Below are 16,130 nucleotides of genomic sequence, written 5' to 3'. Positions count from 1 at the left end.
CTGTCGGCCTGCGTGCAGATGCCTTCGTTGCCGGCCGTGGCCAAGGTGGAAGCGATGACCGGCAAGCCCGTGATCACCGCGGCCATCGCCACCACCTACGCCATCCTCAAGCAGCTCGACCTGGAGCCGGTCGTGCCCGGCGCCGGCGCGCTGCTGTCGGGTGCCTACTAAACCGTCTTCGGCTAATGCGGCTAGTCAGGCTAGTTCGACAAAGGAGTCAGCAATGAGCGAGTTTCTCTACGGCGGCAATGTGTTCGCCAACGGCATCCGCCAGCACTACCTGCGCTACGGCGGCGCCACTGGCGCGCGCCAGGGGCGCGACGCCGTGGTGATCGTGCCCGGCATCACCAGCCCGGCCGTGACCTGGGGCTTTGTCGGCGAACAGTTCGGCAAGCACTTCGATACCTACATCCTGGATGTGCGCGGGCGCGGCTTGTCCGAGGCGGGCGATGCGCTGGACTACAGCCTGGATGCGCAAGCCGCGGACGTGACGGGGTTCGCGCAGGCGCTGGGCCTGGCGCGCTACGCCATCGTCGGCCATTCGATGGGCGCGCGCATCGGCATCCGCGCCGCGCGCGGCAATCCCGCCGGGCTGACGCGGCTGGTGATGGTGGATCCGCCCGTGTCGGGCCCGGGCCGCCGTGCCTATCCGTCGCAATTGCCCTGGTATGTGGATTCGATCCGCCTGGCGCGGCAAGGTATCGACGCCGAGGGCATGCGCCGCTTCTGCCCCACGTGGACGGAAGAGCAGCTTCGCCTGCGCGCCGAGTGGCTGCACACCTGCGACGAGCGCGCCATCGTGACGAGCTTCGAGGACTTCCATCGCGACGATGTGCATGCCGACATGCCATCGGTGCAGGTGCCCACGCTGCTGATGGTGGCCGGGCGCGGCGATGTGATCCGCGCGGAAGACATCGAAGAGATTCGCGGCCTGCTGCCCGCGGTGCAGGTTGCCCGCGTGCCGGATGCGGGCCATATGATCCCGTGGGACGACGAGGCCGGCTTCTACCGCGCCTTCGGCGATTTCCTCGGCGCGCCGCTGCTGCGGGACCAGGCCGCAGCCTGATCCGCCGGCTTCACCAGAAAGGAGAACACATGCCAGTAAGCGATCACGACCTGACCCAGGCCTGGCGCCAGGTGCTCACACTGTCAAAACTGGAGCCGGGCCAGACGGTCACGGTGCTGACCGGCGCCGCCACGCATCCGCAAACGCTGCGCACGGCGCAGATGGCGGCCACCGCGATGGGCGCCATCGTCAACCGGCTGGACCTGCCGCCCGTCAACGGCGACAAGGCGCTCAGCCGCGACGCGCTGGCCTATCTCGGCACCACGCCGCTCACCGGCAACCCGGCCGCCATCGCCGCGCTCAAAGCCAGCGACCTGGTGCTGGACCTGATGACGCTGCTGTTCTCGCCGGAACAGCACGACATCCTCTCCGGCGGCACCAAGATCCTGCTGGCGGTGGAGCCGCCCGAAGTGCTGGTGCGGCTGGTGCCCACGGAAGGCGACCGCACCCGCGTGAAAGCGGCCACGGCGCGGCTGGCGCGCGCGCGGGAGATGCATATCGTGTCGGACGCCGGCACCGACCTGCGTTGCTCGCTCGGCGAGTTTCCCGCCATCAGCGAGTACGGTTTCGTCGACGAGCCCGGCCGCTGGGATCACTGGCCAAGCGGCTTTGTGCTGACCTGGCCGGACGAAGGCGGCACCAACGGGCGCATCGTGCTCGATCGCGGCGACATCCTGTTGCCGATGAAATCCTATGTGCAGGAGCCCATCGGCATCACGCTGGAGAACGGCTACGTCACCCGCATCGAAGGCGGCCTGGACGCCGAGCTGCTGAGCGACTACATGGCCTCGTTCAACGACCCCGAGGCCTACGCCATGTCGCATATCGGCTGGGGCCTGCAGCCGCGCGCGCGCTGGTCCACTCTCGCCATGTACGACCGCGAGGCCACCATCGGCATGGACGCGCGCGCGTTCGAGGGCAACTTCCTCTGCTCCTTCGGCCCCAACAACGAGGCCGGTGGCAGCCGCACCACGGCGTGCCATATCGATATCCCGGTGCGGCATTGCACCGTGCGGCTGGACGGCGAGGCGGTGGTCGAGAAGGGCAAGGTGCTGGACAGCGAGTACCAGCAGGCGCAGCAGGTTCAGCAAGTGCAGCAAGTGCAGCAACAAAGGGCCAAGGGAGCCATTCATGCATGACGAAGTCAAGACCTACGAGCGCCAAGGCTTCGGCGCCACCCTGGAACCCAAGGCGCCCTACGGCCTGCTGATCATCGATTTCGTCAACGGCTTTGCCAATCCGGAAGTCTTCGGCGGCGGCAATATCCCCGAGGCCATCGCCAACACCGGGCCGCTGCTGGCCACGGCGCGCGAGCAGGGCTGGCCGGTGGCGCACAGCCGCATCGTGTTCGCCGACGACGACAGCGACCACAACATCTTCACGCTCAAGGTGCCCGGCATGCTGGGGCTGAAGGAGGCCAGCCACAACAGCGCGATCGTGCCACAACTGGCGCCGCGTGCTGGCGAGCTGGTGGTGCGCAAGACGGTGCCATCCGCCTTTTTCGGTACTTCGCTGGCGGCGTGGCTGACCCAGCGCGGCGTGCGCACGCTATTGGTGGCGGGTTGCGTCACCAGCGGCTGCGTGCGGGCCAGCGTGGTCGATGCCATGTCGCTGGGCTTCCGGCCGCTGGTGTTGTCCGATTGCGTGGGCGACCGCGCAATCGGGCCGCACGATGCCAACCTGTTCGACATGGCGCAGAAATACGCCACGGTGATGCCGCGCGACGAAGCCCTGGCGATGCTCGCCCGGGCGGCGGCCTGAGCAGGTCATCCGGCGATGCGCGCCGACCGCCGGCTGCCAGGGTTACGCGCGCCTGGCGCGCGCCGGCTTCTTGCGCGCGGCGGCGTCCGCCGCCGGGCCGATGGCGGGAGGCGCCACGCAGACCGTGCTCAGCACCGTGCGCTGGATCACATTGCGCCAGTGCTCCAGCGCCGGCTTGCTCATCATGGGCTCGTCAAGGAAGGCACTGAGCGTATGATGGTTCGAGTTGTAGAAGTACCCCAGCGAAGCGATCACCAGGTAGATATCGCGCGCCTGCACATCGGGCTGGAACAGGCCGGCGGCCTTGCCGCGCTCCAGGATGCCGTCCAGCACGGACAGCGCGTAGCTGGAGATCTCCCTGAGCCGGCTCGATTTCTTGGCGTGCTTGCCCTGGCTCATGTTCTCGCTGGACAGGATGGCGACGAACTCCGGATGGTCCAGGTAGTAGCCCCAGACGAAGTCGATCAGCTGGGTCAGCGCGCGCACCGGGTCCCCGGTATCGAGCTGGAGCGCCTGCTCGGCCTCGTTGAGCTGGAGGTAGATGGTTTCGAGGACTTCGACAAAGAGCTTTTCCTTGCTGCCGAAGTAGTAATAGATCATGCGGTCGTAGGTCTTGGCCAGCGAGGAGATTTTCTCCACGCGCCCGCCTTCGTAGCCGCGCAGGGCGAAGACCTTGATGGCTGCCTTGAGGATCTTGGCTCGGGTGTCCTGAGCTTGCCGGGCCCGGGTTCCGGCTGCCGCGCTTTTCTTAGCGGTCGGGGTGCTCATAAGTTTGATACAACTTGCTGTTCAAGGCTGGCAGTATAACGGCCACGGCGGGCGGAGCCGGAATCCGGCGGCCTGCCCGCATGCCCCATCCGAGACATGGAACGAATGGAAACGACCCCCGCCACCGGACCCGAGTCCGCGTCTCTCCCCGCATCGGCACCGATGTCTCCCGGCGCGCTGCGCGACGCCCTGCTGCAGGCGCGCGGCGTCCTGCTGGTGACGCGGGCGCCGCAAGCGGCACCCCGGCCCGCGCCCGGCCAGCCCGGCGCGGCTTCCGACTATGTCGCGGCGCAACCGGACATCTTCGTGGCGCTGCGGGACAACGGCGAGATCCTGGCCTTCAACGGCCACGTCGACCTGGGCACCGGCATCCGCACCTCGCTGGCGCAGATCGTGGCCGAGGAACTGGAGGTGCCGGCGGCGCGCGTGGCGATGACGCTGGGCCATACCCAGCTGACGCCCAACCAGGGACCCACCATCGCCAGTGCCACCATCCAGATCTCGGCACTGCCGCTGCGGCGCGCGGCGGCGCAGGCCATGGCCTGGCTGCGCGGGCGCGCCGCCGCGCGGCTCGGCGTGCCGCCCGAAGCGCTGGACGCGGAAGACGGCCGCCTGCGCTTGCGCGGCGGGCAGGGCGATTGCCTGACGTACGGCGAACTGCTGGCCGGCGAGCATATCGAGTTGCCGCTGGCCGACGACATCGCCACCAAGCCCGTCAGCGAATACCGCGTGGTGGGGCGCGCCGCCGCGCGCGTGGATATTCCCGCCAAGGCCACCGCGCAGCTCACCTTCGTGCACGACGTGCGCGTGCCTGGCATGCTGCATGGCCGCGTGGTGCGTCCGCCATACGCTGGCCGCGATTGCGGCGACTTTGTCGGCACCAGCCTGCGCGGCGTCGACCGTGCATCGATCCATGACGTACGCGGCGTGGTCGACGTGGTAGTGCAGGGTGATTTCGTCGGCGTGGTGGCGCAGCGCGAGGAGCAGGCCATGCAGGCCGCGCGGCGCCTGCGGGTGGACTGGAAGCCGGTGCCGCCGCTGCCCGCGCTGAACGAACCGGGCGACGCGGAGGCCGCGCTGCGCGCCAATCCCGCGACGCGCCGCACCCTGGTGGACGACGGCGATGCGCAGGCGGCGTTCGACGCCGCGCGCGGCGCGGGCCGGGTGCTGTCGCGCGGCTATGCGTGGCCTTACCAGATGCACGCCTCGATCGGTCCCTCCTGCGCCGTGGCCGACTACCGCGAAGACGGCCTCACGGTGTGGTCGGGCACGCAGAATCCCCATGTGCTGCGCATCGACCTGGCGCGGCTGACGGGCCTGGACGAAGGCTGCATCGAGATCGTGCGGATGGAAGCCGCCGGCTGCTACGGGCGTAATTGCGCCGACGACGTCTGCGCCGATGCGGTGCTGCTGTCGCGCGCGGTGGGGCGGCCGGTGCGCGTGCAGCTCACGCGCGAGCAGGAACATTTGTGGGAGCCCAAGGGCGCGGCGCAACTGATGGACGTGCGCGGCGCCATCGGCCCCGGCGGCGAACTGCTCGCCTACGATTTCGTCAGCCGCTATCCGTCCAACGATGCGCCCACGCTGGCGCTGTTGCTCACCGGCATCGTCGGTAACGCGCCGCGCACGCTGCAGATGGGCGACCGCACCGCGGTGCCACCCTACCAATACGCGAACACGCGCATCGGCTGCGACGATACGCCCGCGATCGTGCGCGCCTCGTGGCTGCGCGGCGTCTCGGCCCTGCCCAACGTGTTCGCGCACGAATCCTTCATCGACGAACTGGCGCACGAGAGCGGCGCCGATCCGCTGGCCTTCCGCCTGCGCCACCTGCCCGACGAGCGCGCCGCCGATCTGCTGCGTGCGCTGGCGGCGCACGCCGGCTGGCAAGAGGGCGCGCGCGGCTCGCGTGGCAAGCCCGGCGCCGATGGGCTGCTGCGCGGGCGCGGCGTGGCCTACGCCCGCTATATCCACAGCAAATTCCCGGGCTTTGGCGCCGCGTGGGCGGCCTGGGTGGTGGACCTGGCGGTAGCGCCCGATACGGGGCTTGTGACAGTGGAGCGCCTGGTGGTGGCGCAGGACACGGGGATGATGGTGAACCCCGACGGCGTGCGCCACCAGGTGCAGGGCAACGTGGTGCAGGCGCTTTGCCGCGTGCTCAAGGAGCAGGTGCGTTTCGATGCCGCCGGCGTGGCCAGCCGCGAGTGGGGCAGCTATCCGCTGCTGACGTTTCCCGAGCTGCCGCGCATCGAAGTGGTGCTGATGCCGCGCCAGGAGGAAGCGCCGATGGGCGCCGGCGAATCGGCATCGCTGCCGGGCGCGCCGGCCATTGCCAACGCGCTGTTCGATGCCACCGGGGTGCGGCTGCGGCGTGCGCCGTTCACGCCGGAGGTGGTGCTTGCCGCGCTGGCCGGCGAGCTGGGCCAGCCTGCCTGAGGCGCGTATCGGCGCCTTATTCCGGCTCGCCGTCCGGCGTGCCGCCGCGATCGTCGAACTCGCTCATTTTCCGCAGCAGATAGGTAATCGCCACCCGTTCCGCAGGATTGAGGTCGCCAAAGGTCTGCTCGGAGATGCGGTGCGCGAACGGCACCGTTTCCTCGATCAGCGCGTGGCCGGCCGGCGTCACCGTGATCACCACCTTGCGGCGGTCATTGGTGTCGTGCGAGACCGCCACCAGTTCGCGCGCCTTGAGGCGCTCGATGATGCCGCGCACGGTGGCCTGGTCGATGGCGGTGGCCCTCACGATCTCGCTGAGCGAGCACGAGCCGCGTTCGTTGACCGCGCACATCACCACGAACTGCGCGGCGGTCAGTTGCGAATCGGCAATGGTCTGCTGGAAGATCGCCACATGGCGCTGGTAGGCGCGCCGCAGCAGGTGCCCGACTTGCTCGGTGAAATCGTAGTCGGCGGCGGATTTTTGCGCGGCGGTCTTGCGCGCGGAGGAATTGGACACGATGGGCGGTCTGCGGGCATGAGATAAACGTGCCTCCGAGTATACCGAGCGTGGCCGCGCGCGGCGCGATTTTTCTCGCTACGACGCCGCCCCATGCGCCGCCAGCACCGGATCGCCCTCCAGCGCGCTGGAGGGCCTGCCGTCCACGCCCACCGGCACATCGCCCACCAGCGTGATGCGATAGAGCTGCCGGTCGAAGTCGAGGTCGAAGATGTCCGCGGGCGCGAGGTGCGCGGTAGCGCGGTTGTCCCAGAACGCGATGCTGCCCGGTTCCCATTTGAAGCGCACCGTGAACTCGGGACGCACCACGTGTTCCCACAGCAGTTCCAGCAGTTGCTGGCTTTCGCGCGGCGCGAAGCCCGACAGGTGCTTGAGGAAGCTCGGGCTGACGTATAGCGCGCGCTCGCCGGTCTCGGGATGCACGCGCACCAGCGGATGCTCGCTGACCAGCGCGCGGCTCCTGACCGCGCGCGCGAACTCGTCGGTGGCGCTGGCGCCCGCCGGCGGCGTGAAGCGGTGCACGCCGCGCAGTCCGTCCACGATACGGCGCAGCGGCTCGGACAACGCCTGGTAGGCGGCTACCAGGTTGGTCCATTGCGTATCGCCGCCATACGGCGGAATCACCACGCCGCGCAGGATGGACGCGGCGGGCGGGTTGACGGCCGCCGTCACATCGGTGTGCCAGCCGGTCCACGGACGTTGCACCGCCTGGCCCTCGAAGCGGTTGGCCTTGCGGTGCTTGCCCACCGAGTACAGCTCGGGAAAACCATCCACGTGGCCGAACACGGGATGCCCGATGGTCGGCGCGCCGAACTGCTTGGCGAAGGCGATATGTTGCTCGTGCGACAGATGCTGGTCGCGGAAAAACACCACTTTCCACTTCAGCAACGCGGCCCGGATCGCAGCGACCTCCGCTGCCGGCAGCGGCGCGCGCAGGTCCACGCCATCGATGCGCGCGCCGATATGGGCCGACAGCGGGTGTACGGTGAGGGGGACGTCCGGGTCTCGGGATCGGGTTGCGTCCTCTGTCTGGTCCAGTACGGCAGCGGTCATCTCTGGGCTCCTTCGCAAGTACGGCAGCGCCTGGCCGCCAAACCATTACCATATGCGTGCCGCGCCTCGCGCCCAACGAAGGAATTCGGCTTTGCATATAAGGCGCCAGGCCGCGCGGCACCCGCACGGGGAGGCCGCCGTCACCGTCCGGGCCTTGCCGCCCGGCCTGGCGGCGCGGACAATGTGGCCACCCTTGCCTGTTGCCAGAATCGCCAGAATTGCCAGAACCGGGAGAATCTCGACATGCTGCAACGCCGTTTCCATCCGCGGTGAACCATCTTGGATGATGCCGACGCAGCCTGCGCGCGCGAAGCCGTCCCGGCGTCCCGGTCAGGCGGATCGCCTGCGGGCGATCCGCCGCTGCGGCTGGCGCGCACCCGCGCGGCCCGGCTGCTGCTGACCGGGCTGGCGCTGCTCAGCCTGGGCGTTGCCATTCTCGGGCTGTTCGTGCCCGGCCTGCCTAGTACGGAGTTCGTGCTGCTGTCCGCCTGGGCCGCGGCCAAGGGATCGCCGCGGCTGCATGCCTGGCTGCTCGGCCACCGCGTGTTCGGCCCCATGCTCTACAACTGGCACAACGGCCGCATGGTCAGCCGCCGCGCCAAGTGGAGCGCCACGGTGGCGATGAGCGTCTGCAGCGCCGTGCTGCTGTTCGGCACGCATCGCCCGTGGCTGGCCTACGGGGCGATTGCCTGCATGGCGTGCGTGCTGGCGTGGTTGTGGCGCCGGCCGGAGCCGGCGGCCTGATACGCCGATCGGGGGCGCTACGTGGTTTGTGTTTCGCGCGGCTTCGCGGTCTTCGCGGCTTTCGGCGCCTTGGCCGGGCCTGCCGGCCATGCCAGCATCGCGGTGGCCGCAACCGCCTCCAGCGCGGCGCGCGACGCGCCGTCACGCGCCTGCATCGACATCCCCTGCATCACCGTGTTGTAGAACTTGGCCAGCGCGGCAGTATCGGTGCCGGCCGGCAGTTCGCCGCGCGCGATGCCGTGCTGGATGCAGGCCTGCAAGGCCTGCTCCTTTTCCCTGCGGCGTTCGCGCAGCGTGTCTTCGATGTAGGCGCAGTCGGCCGAGCAGCTGGTGCCGCTCATCAGGAAGCAGCCGGCGGGGTTGCCCTTGGCGCTGAACAGCGCGGCGGCGCCGCTCAGCAGCCCCTGCACGGCTTCGCGCGCGCCGCCCGCGGCTTGCAGCGGCGCATAGAGCAGGGCGCCGTGCGTGTCCGCATAACGGTCCACCGCCTCGTAGAACAACTGCTCCTTGCTGCCGAAGGCGGCGTACAGGCTGGGCGCGGTGATCGCCATCGCCCCGGTGAGGGCGGCGATCGATGTGGAGCCATAGCCATAGCGCCAGAACAGCGACAGGGCCTGGCCCAGCGCCTCGTCGCGATCGAATTGCCTGGGCCGCCCGCGGCCCGCACCGGAAACACTCTTTTTCATAGTGGTCATTATATTTTTCCGTTGCCAGCGGCGCCAGTGGTGATTAACATAGTGATCGTTCAATAAATTGCCACGCCGGCAGGCGTTCGCCATGATTCCCTACTCCCTGCTTGACCTTTCGCCCATCGTGGAAGGCGGCGACGCCGGCCAGGCCATGCGCAATTCGCTCGCGCTCGCCCAGCACGCCGAGCACCTGGGCTACCGCCGCTTCTGGCTGGCGGAGCATCACAATATGCCGGGCATCGCCAGTGCTGCCACGGCGGTGCTGATCGGCTATGTGGCCAACGGCACTTCCACCATCCGCGTGGGTTCGGGCGGCATCATGCTGCCCAATCATTCGCCGCTGGTGGTGGCCGAGCAGTTCGGCACGCTGGCATCGCTGTTCCCCGGCCGCATCGACCTTGGCCTGGGCCGCGCGCCCGGCACCGACCAGTCCACCGCCCGCGCGCTGCGCCGCAGCGCCACGCAGGACACGGCCGATGCTTTCCCGCAGGACGTGGAAGAGCTGCAGGCGTACTTCGACGATCCGCGCCCCGGCCAGCGCCTGCGCGCGGTGCCCGGCGCGGGCCTGAAGGTGCCGCTGTGGCTGCTCGGGTCGAGCCTGTTCAGCGCGCAGCTATCGGCGGCGATGGGCCTGCCTTTTGCCTTTGCTTCGCACTTCGCGCCGGGCTTCATGCGCCAGGCGGTCGATCTGTATCGCCAGACTTTCCAGCCATCGGCGCAGTTGTCCAAGCCTCATGTGATGCTGGGACTCAATGTGTTCGCGGCGGATTCGGACGCGCAGGCGCGGCGGCTGTTCACGTCGCTGCAGCAGCAGTTCCTGGCGCTGGTGCGCGGCAGCCCGGGCCCGATCCGGCCTCCGGTGGACAATATCGAATTGCTGTGGACGGAGACCGAGGCCACGCATATCCGGCGCTCGCTGGCGTGCTCGGTGGTGGGGGATCCGGAGGGTGTGCGCAATGGCTTGCGCAACTTTATCGAGGAGTTCGGGCCGGATGAGTTGATGCTGACGGCGCAGATCCATGACCATGAGGCGCGCCTGCGCTCGTTCGAGATCGCGGCGCAGGCCATGCGGGCGGTGGAGCCGGTGGCGAAGATCGTGCTCTGAACGGAGCTGTCCGCATGTGAAAAGGCCCGCTGCCGGTATGGCGCGGGCCTTTTTTCTCTCCCCCTGAGTGGAGAGGCGGCACGATCAGGTTTGTAGCCTGTTGCCCTCAGGCCGCCAGCTTGAACGACGCCACCGAACGCATCATCGACTGCGCCTGTTCCGCCAGCGCGCCTGCCGCGGCTGCGGCCTGTTCCACCAGCGCGGCGTTTTGCTGCGTCACCGTGTCCATCTGGTTGACGGCCTGGCCGACCTGTTCGATGCCGGTGCTTTGTTCGTTCGATGCCGCGCTGATCTCGCCCATGATGTCGGTCACGCGCTTGACGGCGCCGACGATGTCTTCCATGGTCTGGCCGGCCTTGGCGACCAGCGCGGAGCCGTTGTCCACCTGGGCCACGGAGTTGTCGATCAGGCCCTTGATCTCCTTGGCGGCGGTGGCCGAGCGCTGGGCCAGGCTGCGCACCTCGCCCGCCACCACGGCAAAGCCGCGGCCTTGCTCGCCGGCGCGTGCCGCTTCCACGGCGGCGTTCAGCGCCAGGATGTTGGTCTGGAAGGCGATGCCTTCGATCACGCCGATGATGTCGACGATCTGGCGCGAGGCGCCGTTGATCTCGCCCATGGTGGTCACCACCTGGTTGACCACCTGGCCGCCGCGCTGGGCGATATCCGAGGCGTTGACCGCCAGCGAGGCGGCCTGGCGCGCATTGTCCGCGTTCTGGCGCACGATGCCGGTCAGTTCTTCCATGCTCGACGCGGTTTGCTCCAGGGCCGAGGCTTGTTCCTCGGTGCGTTGCGACAGGTCGGTATTGCCCGCGGAAATCTGCTGCGTGGCCGAGGCGATCGAATCCGCCGCGCCGCGGATCTCGCCCAGCGTGCCGGACAGGCGCTGCTGCATGCCCTGCATGGCCGCGAGCAGGCTGTCCTTGTCGCCGACGCGGATCTGCACCGGCACGGTGAAATCGCCCGCGGCAATGCGCGTGACCACTTCGGTCGCGTAGGCCGGCTCGCCGCCCAGGCTCTTGCGCACCGTACGGATGATGGCCAGCATGAATGCCGACACCAGCGCGCCGATCAGCAGGGTGCTGATGGCCGCCGAGATCAGGTTGTCGCGGAAGGTGCCTTCGATGTCCTTGAGGAACACGCCGGTCGCCACATGCCAGTCCCAGGCCGGTACGTAGCGCACATAGGTCAGCTTGCGCGCGGGCGTTTCGGTGCCCGGTAGGCGGCCGCGATAGGTGACGAAGCTGTCATCGGGGCTGGCGCCGGCGCGCGCGCCCGCCTTGCCCGCCTCGACGATGCTCTGGTAGACCGGCTTGCCGTCGGGGTCCTTGAAGTCGCCCACGATCTTGCCTTCCGTATCCGGCAGGCCGGGGTTGAGCACCACCTGTGGCTTGGAGTTGAGCAGGAACAGGTAGCCCTTGTCGCCGAAGCGCATCACGCGCAGCGTGTCCTTGGCCGCTGCCTGCGCGGCCTCAAGGCTCATGGTGCCGTTGGCGGCGCGGTCCACGTAGAGCTTGATGATGCCTTCGGCGGTGGCCACCAGGGACTGCAGGCTCTCGCGGCGTTCGGCCATCATGGTGGCGCGGGTGTGCACGGCGCCCCAGGTGCCCAGCGCTAGCAGGGCCAGCCACATCGCCGCCAGCGCGGCCCAGAGTTTGGTGTTCAACGAGATTCGATTCATGATCATGCTTACCGGGAACGGGCAGTCCTTCGCGCCGGCGGCGCGGCATCGGCCTGACCTTGGTGTTGACAGAGCGGCACAGCGGGGACGATTCCGCTCGCTGCGCGGAGCCTGGCCACAGCCGGTTAACGACTCGTCGCCGGCAGGACTTGAATGGCCGATGAACGGCCGATTGAAAAGTGCCTTAAGAGATTCTCGATTCCGAGCCGGCAGGCTTTTCGATCCCTGCCTACAATGTGCCTTTCGCCGCGCCCGGATCACGGGCCGTCCGATGCAACCCACGGAGCAGAACGCATGACCTCAAGCATCACCAAGCGCAAATTGGGCAGGTCCGGGCTGGAAGTCTCACCCCTGGCATTTGGCGGCAATGTCTTCGGCTGGAGCGCCGATGAAGCCACTTCTTTCAAGTTGCTCGATGCCTTTGTCGGTGCCGGGCTCAACTTCATCGACACGGCCGACGTGTACTCCCGCTGGGTGCCCGGCAACCAGGGCGGCGAGTCCGAGGCCATCCTCGGCAAGTGGTTCAAGCGCAGCGGCAAGCGCGCCGGCGTGGTGCTGGCCACCAAGGTCGGCATGGACATGGGCGAGGGCCGCAAGGGCCTGTCGCGCGCCTATATAGAACGCGCCGTCGATGCCTCGCTGCAGCGGCTGCAGACCGACTACATCGATCTCCACCAGTCGCATACCGACGACCAGGACACGCCGCTGGAAGAAACGCTGGACGCCTACGACCGCCTGATCAAGGCCGGCAAGGTGCGCGCCATCGGCGCATCCAACTACAGCGCCGCGCGCCTGGCCGAAGCGCTGGAAACCAGCCGCCGCCTTGGCCTGCCGCGCTACGAGAGCCTGCAACCGCACTACAACCTCTATACGCGCAGCGAGTACGAGAGCGAACTGGAACCGCTGGTGTTGCGCGAAGGCCTGGGCGTGTTCAACTATTACGCGCTTGCCAGCGGCTTCCTTAGCGGCAAATACCGCTCCGAGGCCGACCTGGACAAGAGCGGCGCGCGCGGCCAGCGCGTCAAGGCCTACCTCGATGCCCGCGGCCTGCGTATCCTGGCGGCGCTGGACGAGGTAGCGGCGCGCACCGCCACCAACCCGACGCAAGTGGCGCTGGCCTGGCAGATCGCGCGCCCCAGCATTACCGCGCCGATCGCCAGCGCGACTTCGCTGGCGCAACTGGACGACCTGATCGCCGCCACGCGCCTGCCACTGAGCGCCGGCGATATCGCGCTGCTCGATCAGGCCAGCGCCTGAGCGCGGCTACCCTGGAGGAGATACGGGATGCATGAAAACAGGAAGCGCCACGCCAGCGGCGCCGAAGGCGCGGCGCCGGACCTGCGCGCGGTCAAGGCGCTGGTGTTCGACGTATTCGGCACGGTGGTGGACTGGCGCACCAGCGTGATCGCGGACCTGACCGCGTTCGGGCAGAAGAAGGGCGTCGATGCCGACTGGACTGCCTTCACCGACGCATGGCGCGCGGGCTATGTGCCCGGCATGGATCGCGTGCGCAAGGGCGAGCGGCCCTGGGCCAATATCGACGTGCTGCATCGCGAGCGGCTCGACGCGCTGCTCGACCAGTTCGGCATCGAAGACCTGAGCGAAGCGGAGAAGGACTACCTCAACCGCGCCTGGCACCGGCTCTCCGGCTGGCCCGATACCGTGCCCGGGCTGACGCGGCTGAAGCAGCGCTACATCATCTCCACCTTCTCCAACGGCAGCGTGCCCTGCCTGGTCGATACGGCCAGGTATGCAGGCCTGCCGTGGGACGCCGTGTTCAGCGCGGACATCGTGCGCCACTACAAGCCGGAGACGGAGATCTATCAGGGCGTGATTGCCTTCTTCGACCTGCAGCCGCACGAGGTGATGCTGGTAGCGGCGCACAACAACGACCTGCGGCATGGCCGCTCGCACGGCATGCGCACCGCCTATGTCAACCGGCCCACGGAGTACGGGCCGAACCAGTCGAAGGATCGTGCGGCCGAGTCGGACTGGGATGTGGTCGTGGACAGCCTGACGGCGCTGGCGGACCGGCTTTGCGGCTGAGCTTGCGTAACACGCGGCTGGTCCGCCGCAGGGTGCCGCAAGCGCTCGCCGGCGCACTTCGGATGAAGAGGTTTGCCCAAGCCACTCCCTGTCGGATACATTAGGACTCCCGGCCGCCCGCGCCGCAACTGCGGCGCACAGAGGCAAGCCAGAGCCGGGAGTTGGCTCCCGCCAGGACGGCGGCGCGCCAGGAGACGACAAGGAGACGACGATGGACCTGCGGCAACGCGAGCACATCGACACGGTAGTCCAGCTCACCACCCGCGCCGGCGCGCCGATGCTGCGCGCGCCCGAAACCATCATCCAGAATTCGTGGCGGCGCTGCGTGCACCAGTACGGCCTGGACCCGGCGCGCATGCAGCAGGCCTGCATCCTGCCGCAGACCCGGCTGCGCGAGCACCAGCAACGTATCGACGATTTCGCGCGGATCGCGCGCCACGGCTTGCAGACGCTGTATAGCCAGGTGGCCGGCATGGGCTACGTGGTGCTGCTGACCGATGCGCAGGGCGTGACGGTGGATTACCTGGGCGACGCCAGCGCCGATGCCTCCCTGCGCCACGCCGGGCTGTACCTGGGCGCGCAATGGAGCGAGGCCGGCGCCGGCACCTGCGCGGTGGGCACCGCGCTGGCCACCGGCCAGGCCCTGACCGTGCACCAGGCCGACCATTTCGATGCCACGCATATCCCGCTGACCTGCACCGCGGCGCCCCTGTTCGATTCGCACGGCAGCCTCTGCGCCATCCTCGACATCTCCGCGCTGACCTCGCCGCAGGCCAAGGACAGCCAGGGACTGGCGCTGCAGATGGTGCGCATCTACGCCACCCGCATCGAGAACGCCAGCTTCGTGCGCAGCCACCGGGAGGACTGGATCCTCAAGCTCAATGCCGCGCCGGAATTCGTCGACGTCAATCCGGAATACCTGCTGGCGCTTGACGCAGGCGGCCGCATCGTCGGCCACAACCGCCGCGCCCAGCAGATGCTGGAGGCCGAGCTGGGCGTGCAGCCCGGCGGCGCGCCGGTGCTGGGCATGCCGTTCGAATCGCTGTTCGAGGCGCGGCTCGATGAGCTGGGCCGCTTCGTGCATTCGCGCCCGAGCGAGCAGCGCGCGCTGGCGCTGGCCCGCAGCGGCGGGCGGCTTTACCTGAGCGTGATGCCGCCGGCCTTGCGCTGGCAGCGCGCCCGCGACACCGCCGAGCGGACCACGCCGCTACAGGCGCCGCTGGCCGCCCTGTGCGGTGGGGATGCGGCACTGCAGCAGCAATTGCTGCGCGCCGCCAAGCTGGTCGACTCGCCCATCAACCTGCTGATCAACGGCGAGACCGGCAGTGGCAAGGAATATCTCGCCAAGGCCTTGCACCAGTCCAGTTCGCGCCGCCACGGGCCTTTCGTGGCGGTGAATTGCGCGGCGATCCCGGAGTCCCTGATCGAGAGCGAGCTGTTTGGCCACCTGCCCAACAGCTTCTCCGGCGCCGGCTCCCGCCCCAAGCGCGGGCTGATCCAGGAGGCCGACGGCGGCACACTCTTTCTGGACGAGATCGGCGACATGCCGCGCGAGCTGCAGTCGCGCCTGCTGCGCGTGCTGGCCGAGGGCGAGGTGCTGGCGATCGGCGCGTCGCGCCCGGTGCCGGTCAACCTGCGCGTGATTTCCGCTACCCATCATCCACTGGACCAACTGGTCAGCAGCGGCCGCTTCCGCGAGGACCTGTACTACCGGCTCAACGGCGCGCGGCTGATGCTGCCGCCGCTGCGCGAACGTACGGACCTGGACTGGATGGTCGACAAGATGCTCGGCGGCGCCGAGCAACAGGCCGCCGTGAGCCTGTCGCCCGCGGCGCGCGCGCGGCTGCAGGCGCATCGCTGGCCCGGCAACCTGCGCGAATTGCGCAACGCGCTCGAGTACGCGCGCGCCGTCTGCAACGACGGCCATATCGAGGCGGAGGACCTGCCCGATGGCCTGGGCGAGATGCCGGTGCGGCAAGATCTGCTGCCGGTATTTCCCGGCACGGCGCCCGCGGGCGCGGCGGCCGAAGCCGCCCCGGCCTTGCCGGCGCCCGGTTTCGACCCCCACCTGCTGCCGCCGGAAGGGATGCTGCTGATGCAATACCTGCGCGCGGCGGGCTGGAACCTGAGCGCGGTGGCACGCCAGATCGGCGTAAGCCGGATGACGCTGTACCGCCGCATGGCGCGCTACGGCATCGAGTCGCCCAACCAGCGCGACGCGGGACACCACTGAGGCGGGCGGCGCGGCGTGCCATCGCCGCCCGCTA

14 protein-coding genes and 1 pseudogene are annotated in these 16,130 nt (G+C 68.7%); 10 read left to right on the top strand and 5 right to left on the bottom strand.

Features of this window, described 5'->3' with window-relative positions:
* The 4 genes and pseudogenes from AC1DS6_RS26545 to AC1DS6_RS26530 all read left to right on the top strand — a co-directional run.
* Positions 1-171 (top strand): annotated as a pseudogene (locus AC1DS6_RS26545) (Asp/Glu racemase); the annotation flags it as partial.
* A gap of 52 nt (positions 172-223) precedes the next feature.
* The gene (locus AC1DS6_RS26540; RefSeq protein WP_441637560.1) at positions 224-1,066 is read left to right on the top strand and encodes an alpha/beta fold hydrolase; all 843 of its coding nucleotides are present in this window, start codon (positions 224-226) and stop codon (positions 1,064-1,066) included.
* 29 nt (positions 1,067-1,095) lie between these two features.
* A complete protein-coding gene (locus tag AC1DS6_RS26535) occupies positions 1,096-2,205 on the top strand; it encodes a 2,5-dihydroxypyridine 5,6-dioxygenase NicX family protein (protein ID WP_477103489.1) in 1,110 nt (369 codons plus the stop codon).
* Positions 2,198-2,827, top strand: a complete 630-nt coding sequence (locus AC1DS6_RS26530) for an N-carbamoylsarcosine amidohydrolase (RefSeq protein ID WP_045238944.1) — start codon at positions 2,198-2,200, stop codon at positions 2,825-2,827. Before AC1DS6_RS26535 ends, AC1DS6_RS26530 begins: the two co-directional genes overlap by 8 nt.
* A 42-nt stretch (positions 2,828-2,869) precedes the next feature.
* Here the strand turns inward: AC1DS6_RS26530 and AC1DS6_RS26525 are convergent, their stop codons facing one another.
* Positions 2,870-3,595 carry a TetR/AcrR family transcriptional regulator gene (locus AC1DS6_RS26525; protein WP_035866764.1) on the bottom strand — a complete coding sequence of 242 codons (726 nt, stop codon included), beginning with the start codon at positions 3,593-3,595 and terminating at the stop codon, positions 2,870-2,872.
* Between the two features lie 162 nt (positions 3,596-3,757).
* On the opposite strand from AC1DS6_RS26525, the gene AC1DS6_RS26520 reads away from it, so the two are divergent.
* On the top strand, positions 3,758-6,031 hold the full coding sequence (locus AC1DS6_RS26520) for a xanthine dehydrogenase family protein molybdopterin-binding subunit (protein WP_477103491.1): 2,274 nt from the start codon (positions 3,758-3,760) through the stop codon (positions 6,029-6,031).
* Between the two features lie 16 nt (positions 6,032-6,047).
* On the opposite strand, the gene AC1DS6_RS26515 is transcribed toward AC1DS6_RS26520, so the two are convergent.
* Positions 6,048-6,548 (bottom strand): MarR family winged helix-turn-helix transcriptional regulator, encoded by a 501-nt coding sequence (locus AC1DS6_RS26515; protein ID WP_441635879.1) that lies wholly within the window; start codon positions 6,546-6,548, stop codon positions 6,048-6,050.
* 78 nt (positions 6,549-6,626) lie between these two features.
* Entirely contained in the window at positions 6,627-7,601 is a 975-nt protein-coding gene (locus AC1DS6_RS26510; RefSeq protein ID WP_441635881.1) for a TauD/TfdA dioxygenase family protein, read from the bottom strand.
* A gap of 279 nt (positions 7,602-7,880) precedes the next feature.
* Between AC1DS6_RS26510 and AC1DS6_RS26505 the strand changes: the two genes are divergently transcribed.
* Complete coding sequence (locus tag AC1DS6_RS26505; protein WP_441635883.1) at positions 7,881-8,345, top strand: YbaN family protein; 465 nt, start codon at positions 7,881-7,883, stop codon at positions 8,343-8,345.
* 17 nt (positions 8,346-8,362) lie between these two features.
* On the opposite strand, the gene AC1DS6_RS26500 is transcribed toward AC1DS6_RS26505, so the two are convergent.
* A complete protein-coding gene (locus AC1DS6_RS26500; RefSeq protein ID WP_441635885.1) occupies positions 8,363-9,040 on the bottom strand; it encodes a TetR/AcrR family transcriptional regulator in 678 nt (225 codons plus the stop codon).
* An 82-nt stretch (positions 9,041-9,122) separates the two neighbouring features.
* On the opposite strand from AC1DS6_RS26500, the gene AC1DS6_RS26495 reads away from it, so the two are divergent.
* Positions 9,123-10,139: an LLM class flavin-dependent oxidoreductase gene (locus tag AC1DS6_RS26495; protein ID WP_477103488.1), complete on the top strand. Its 1,017-nt coding sequence runs from the start codon at positions 9,123-9,125 to the stop codon at positions 10,137-10,139.
* Between the two features lie 106 nt (positions 10,140-10,245).
* On the opposite strand, the gene AC1DS6_RS26490 is transcribed toward AC1DS6_RS26495, so the two are convergent.
* Complete coding sequence (locus AC1DS6_RS26490; RefSeq protein WP_477103487.1) at positions 10,246-11,817, bottom strand: methyl-accepting chemotaxis protein; 1,572 nt, start codon at positions 11,815-11,817, stop codon at positions 10,246-10,248.
* Between the two features lie 294 nt (positions 11,818-12,111).
* Between AC1DS6_RS26490 and AC1DS6_RS26485 the strand changes: the two genes are divergently transcribed.
* The 3 genes from AC1DS6_RS26485 (at position 12,112) to AC1DS6_RS26475 (ending at position 16,096) form a co-directional block, all read left to right on the top strand.
* Positions 12,112-13,074 carry an aldo/keto reductase gene (locus AC1DS6_RS26485; protein ID WP_477103486.1) on the top strand — a complete coding sequence of 321 codons (963 nt, stop codon included), beginning with the start codon at positions 12,112-12,114 and terminating at the stop codon, positions 13,072-13,074.
* A 27-nt stretch (positions 13,075-13,101) separates the two neighbouring features.
* Complete coding sequence (locus AC1DS6_RS26480; RefSeq protein WP_441635893.1) at positions 13,102-13,863, top strand: haloacid dehalogenase type II; 762 nt, start codon at positions 13,102-13,104, stop codon at positions 13,861-13,863.
* A gap of 211 nt (positions 13,864-14,074) precedes the next feature.
* Complete coding sequence (locus AC1DS6_RS26475; protein WP_441635895.1) at positions 14,075-16,096, top strand: sigma-54-dependent Fis family transcriptional regulator; 2,022 nt, start codon at positions 14,075-14,077, stop codon at positions 16,094-16,096.
* The last annotated feature ends 34 nt before the right edge of the window (positions 16,097-16,130 follow it).

The sequence above is a fragment of the Cupriavidus sp. 05L310 genome, assembly GCF_056398185.1.
This window is presented reverse-complemented; position numbering and strand designations above follow the sequence as displayed.

Excerpts from the sequence above, each read along its gene's own strand:
- AC1DS6_RS26540 (WP_441637560.1), top strand. The coding sequence starts at position 224 with ATGAGCGAGTTTCTCTACGGCGGCAATGTGTTCGCCAACGGCATCCGC.
- AC1DS6_RS26535 (WP_477103489.1), top strand. The coding sequence starts at position 1,096 with ATGCCAGTAAGCGATCACGACCTGACCCAGGCCTGGCGCCAGGTGCTC.
- AC1DS6_RS26530 (WP_045238944.1), top strand. The coding sequence starts at position 2,198 with ATGCATGACGAAGTCAAGACCTACGAGCGCCAAGGCTTCGGCGCCACC.
- AC1DS6_RS26525 (WP_035866764.1), bottom strand. The coding sequence starts at position 3,595 with ATGAGCACCCCGACCGCTAAGAAAAGCGCGGCAGCCGGAACCCGGGCC.
- AC1DS6_RS26520 (WP_477103491.1), top strand. The coding sequence starts at position 3,758 with ATGTCTCCCGGCGCGCTGCGCGACGCCCTGCTGCAGGCGCGCGGCGTC.
- AC1DS6_RS26510 (WP_441635881.1), bottom strand. The coding sequence starts at position 7,601 with ATGACCGCTGCCGTACTGGACCAGACAGAGGACGCAACCCGATCCCGA.
- AC1DS6_RS26500 (WP_441635885.1), bottom strand. The coding sequence starts at position 9,040 with ATGACCACTATGAAAAAGAGTGTTTCCGGTGCGGGCCGCGGGCGGCCC.
- AC1DS6_RS26495 (WP_477103488.1), top strand. The coding sequence starts at position 9,123 with ATGATTCCCTACTCCCTGCTTGACCTTTCGCCCATCGTGGAAGGCGGC.
- AC1DS6_RS26490 (WP_477103487.1), bottom strand. The coding sequence starts at position 11,817 with ATGAATCGAATCTCGTTGAACACCAAACTCTGGGCCGCGCTGGCGGCG.
- AC1DS6_RS26485 (WP_477103486.1), top strand. The coding sequence starts at position 12,112 with ATGACCTCAAGCATCACCAAGCGCAAATTGGGCAGGTCCGGGCTGGAA.
- AC1DS6_RS26480 (WP_441635893.1), top strand. The coding sequence starts at position 13,102 with ATGCATGAAAACAGGAAGCGCCACGCCAGCGGCGCCGAAGGCGCGGCG.
- AC1DS6_RS26475 (WP_441635895.1), top strand. The coding sequence starts at position 14,075 with ATGGACCTGCGGCAACGCGAGCACATCGACACGGTAGTCCAGCTCACC.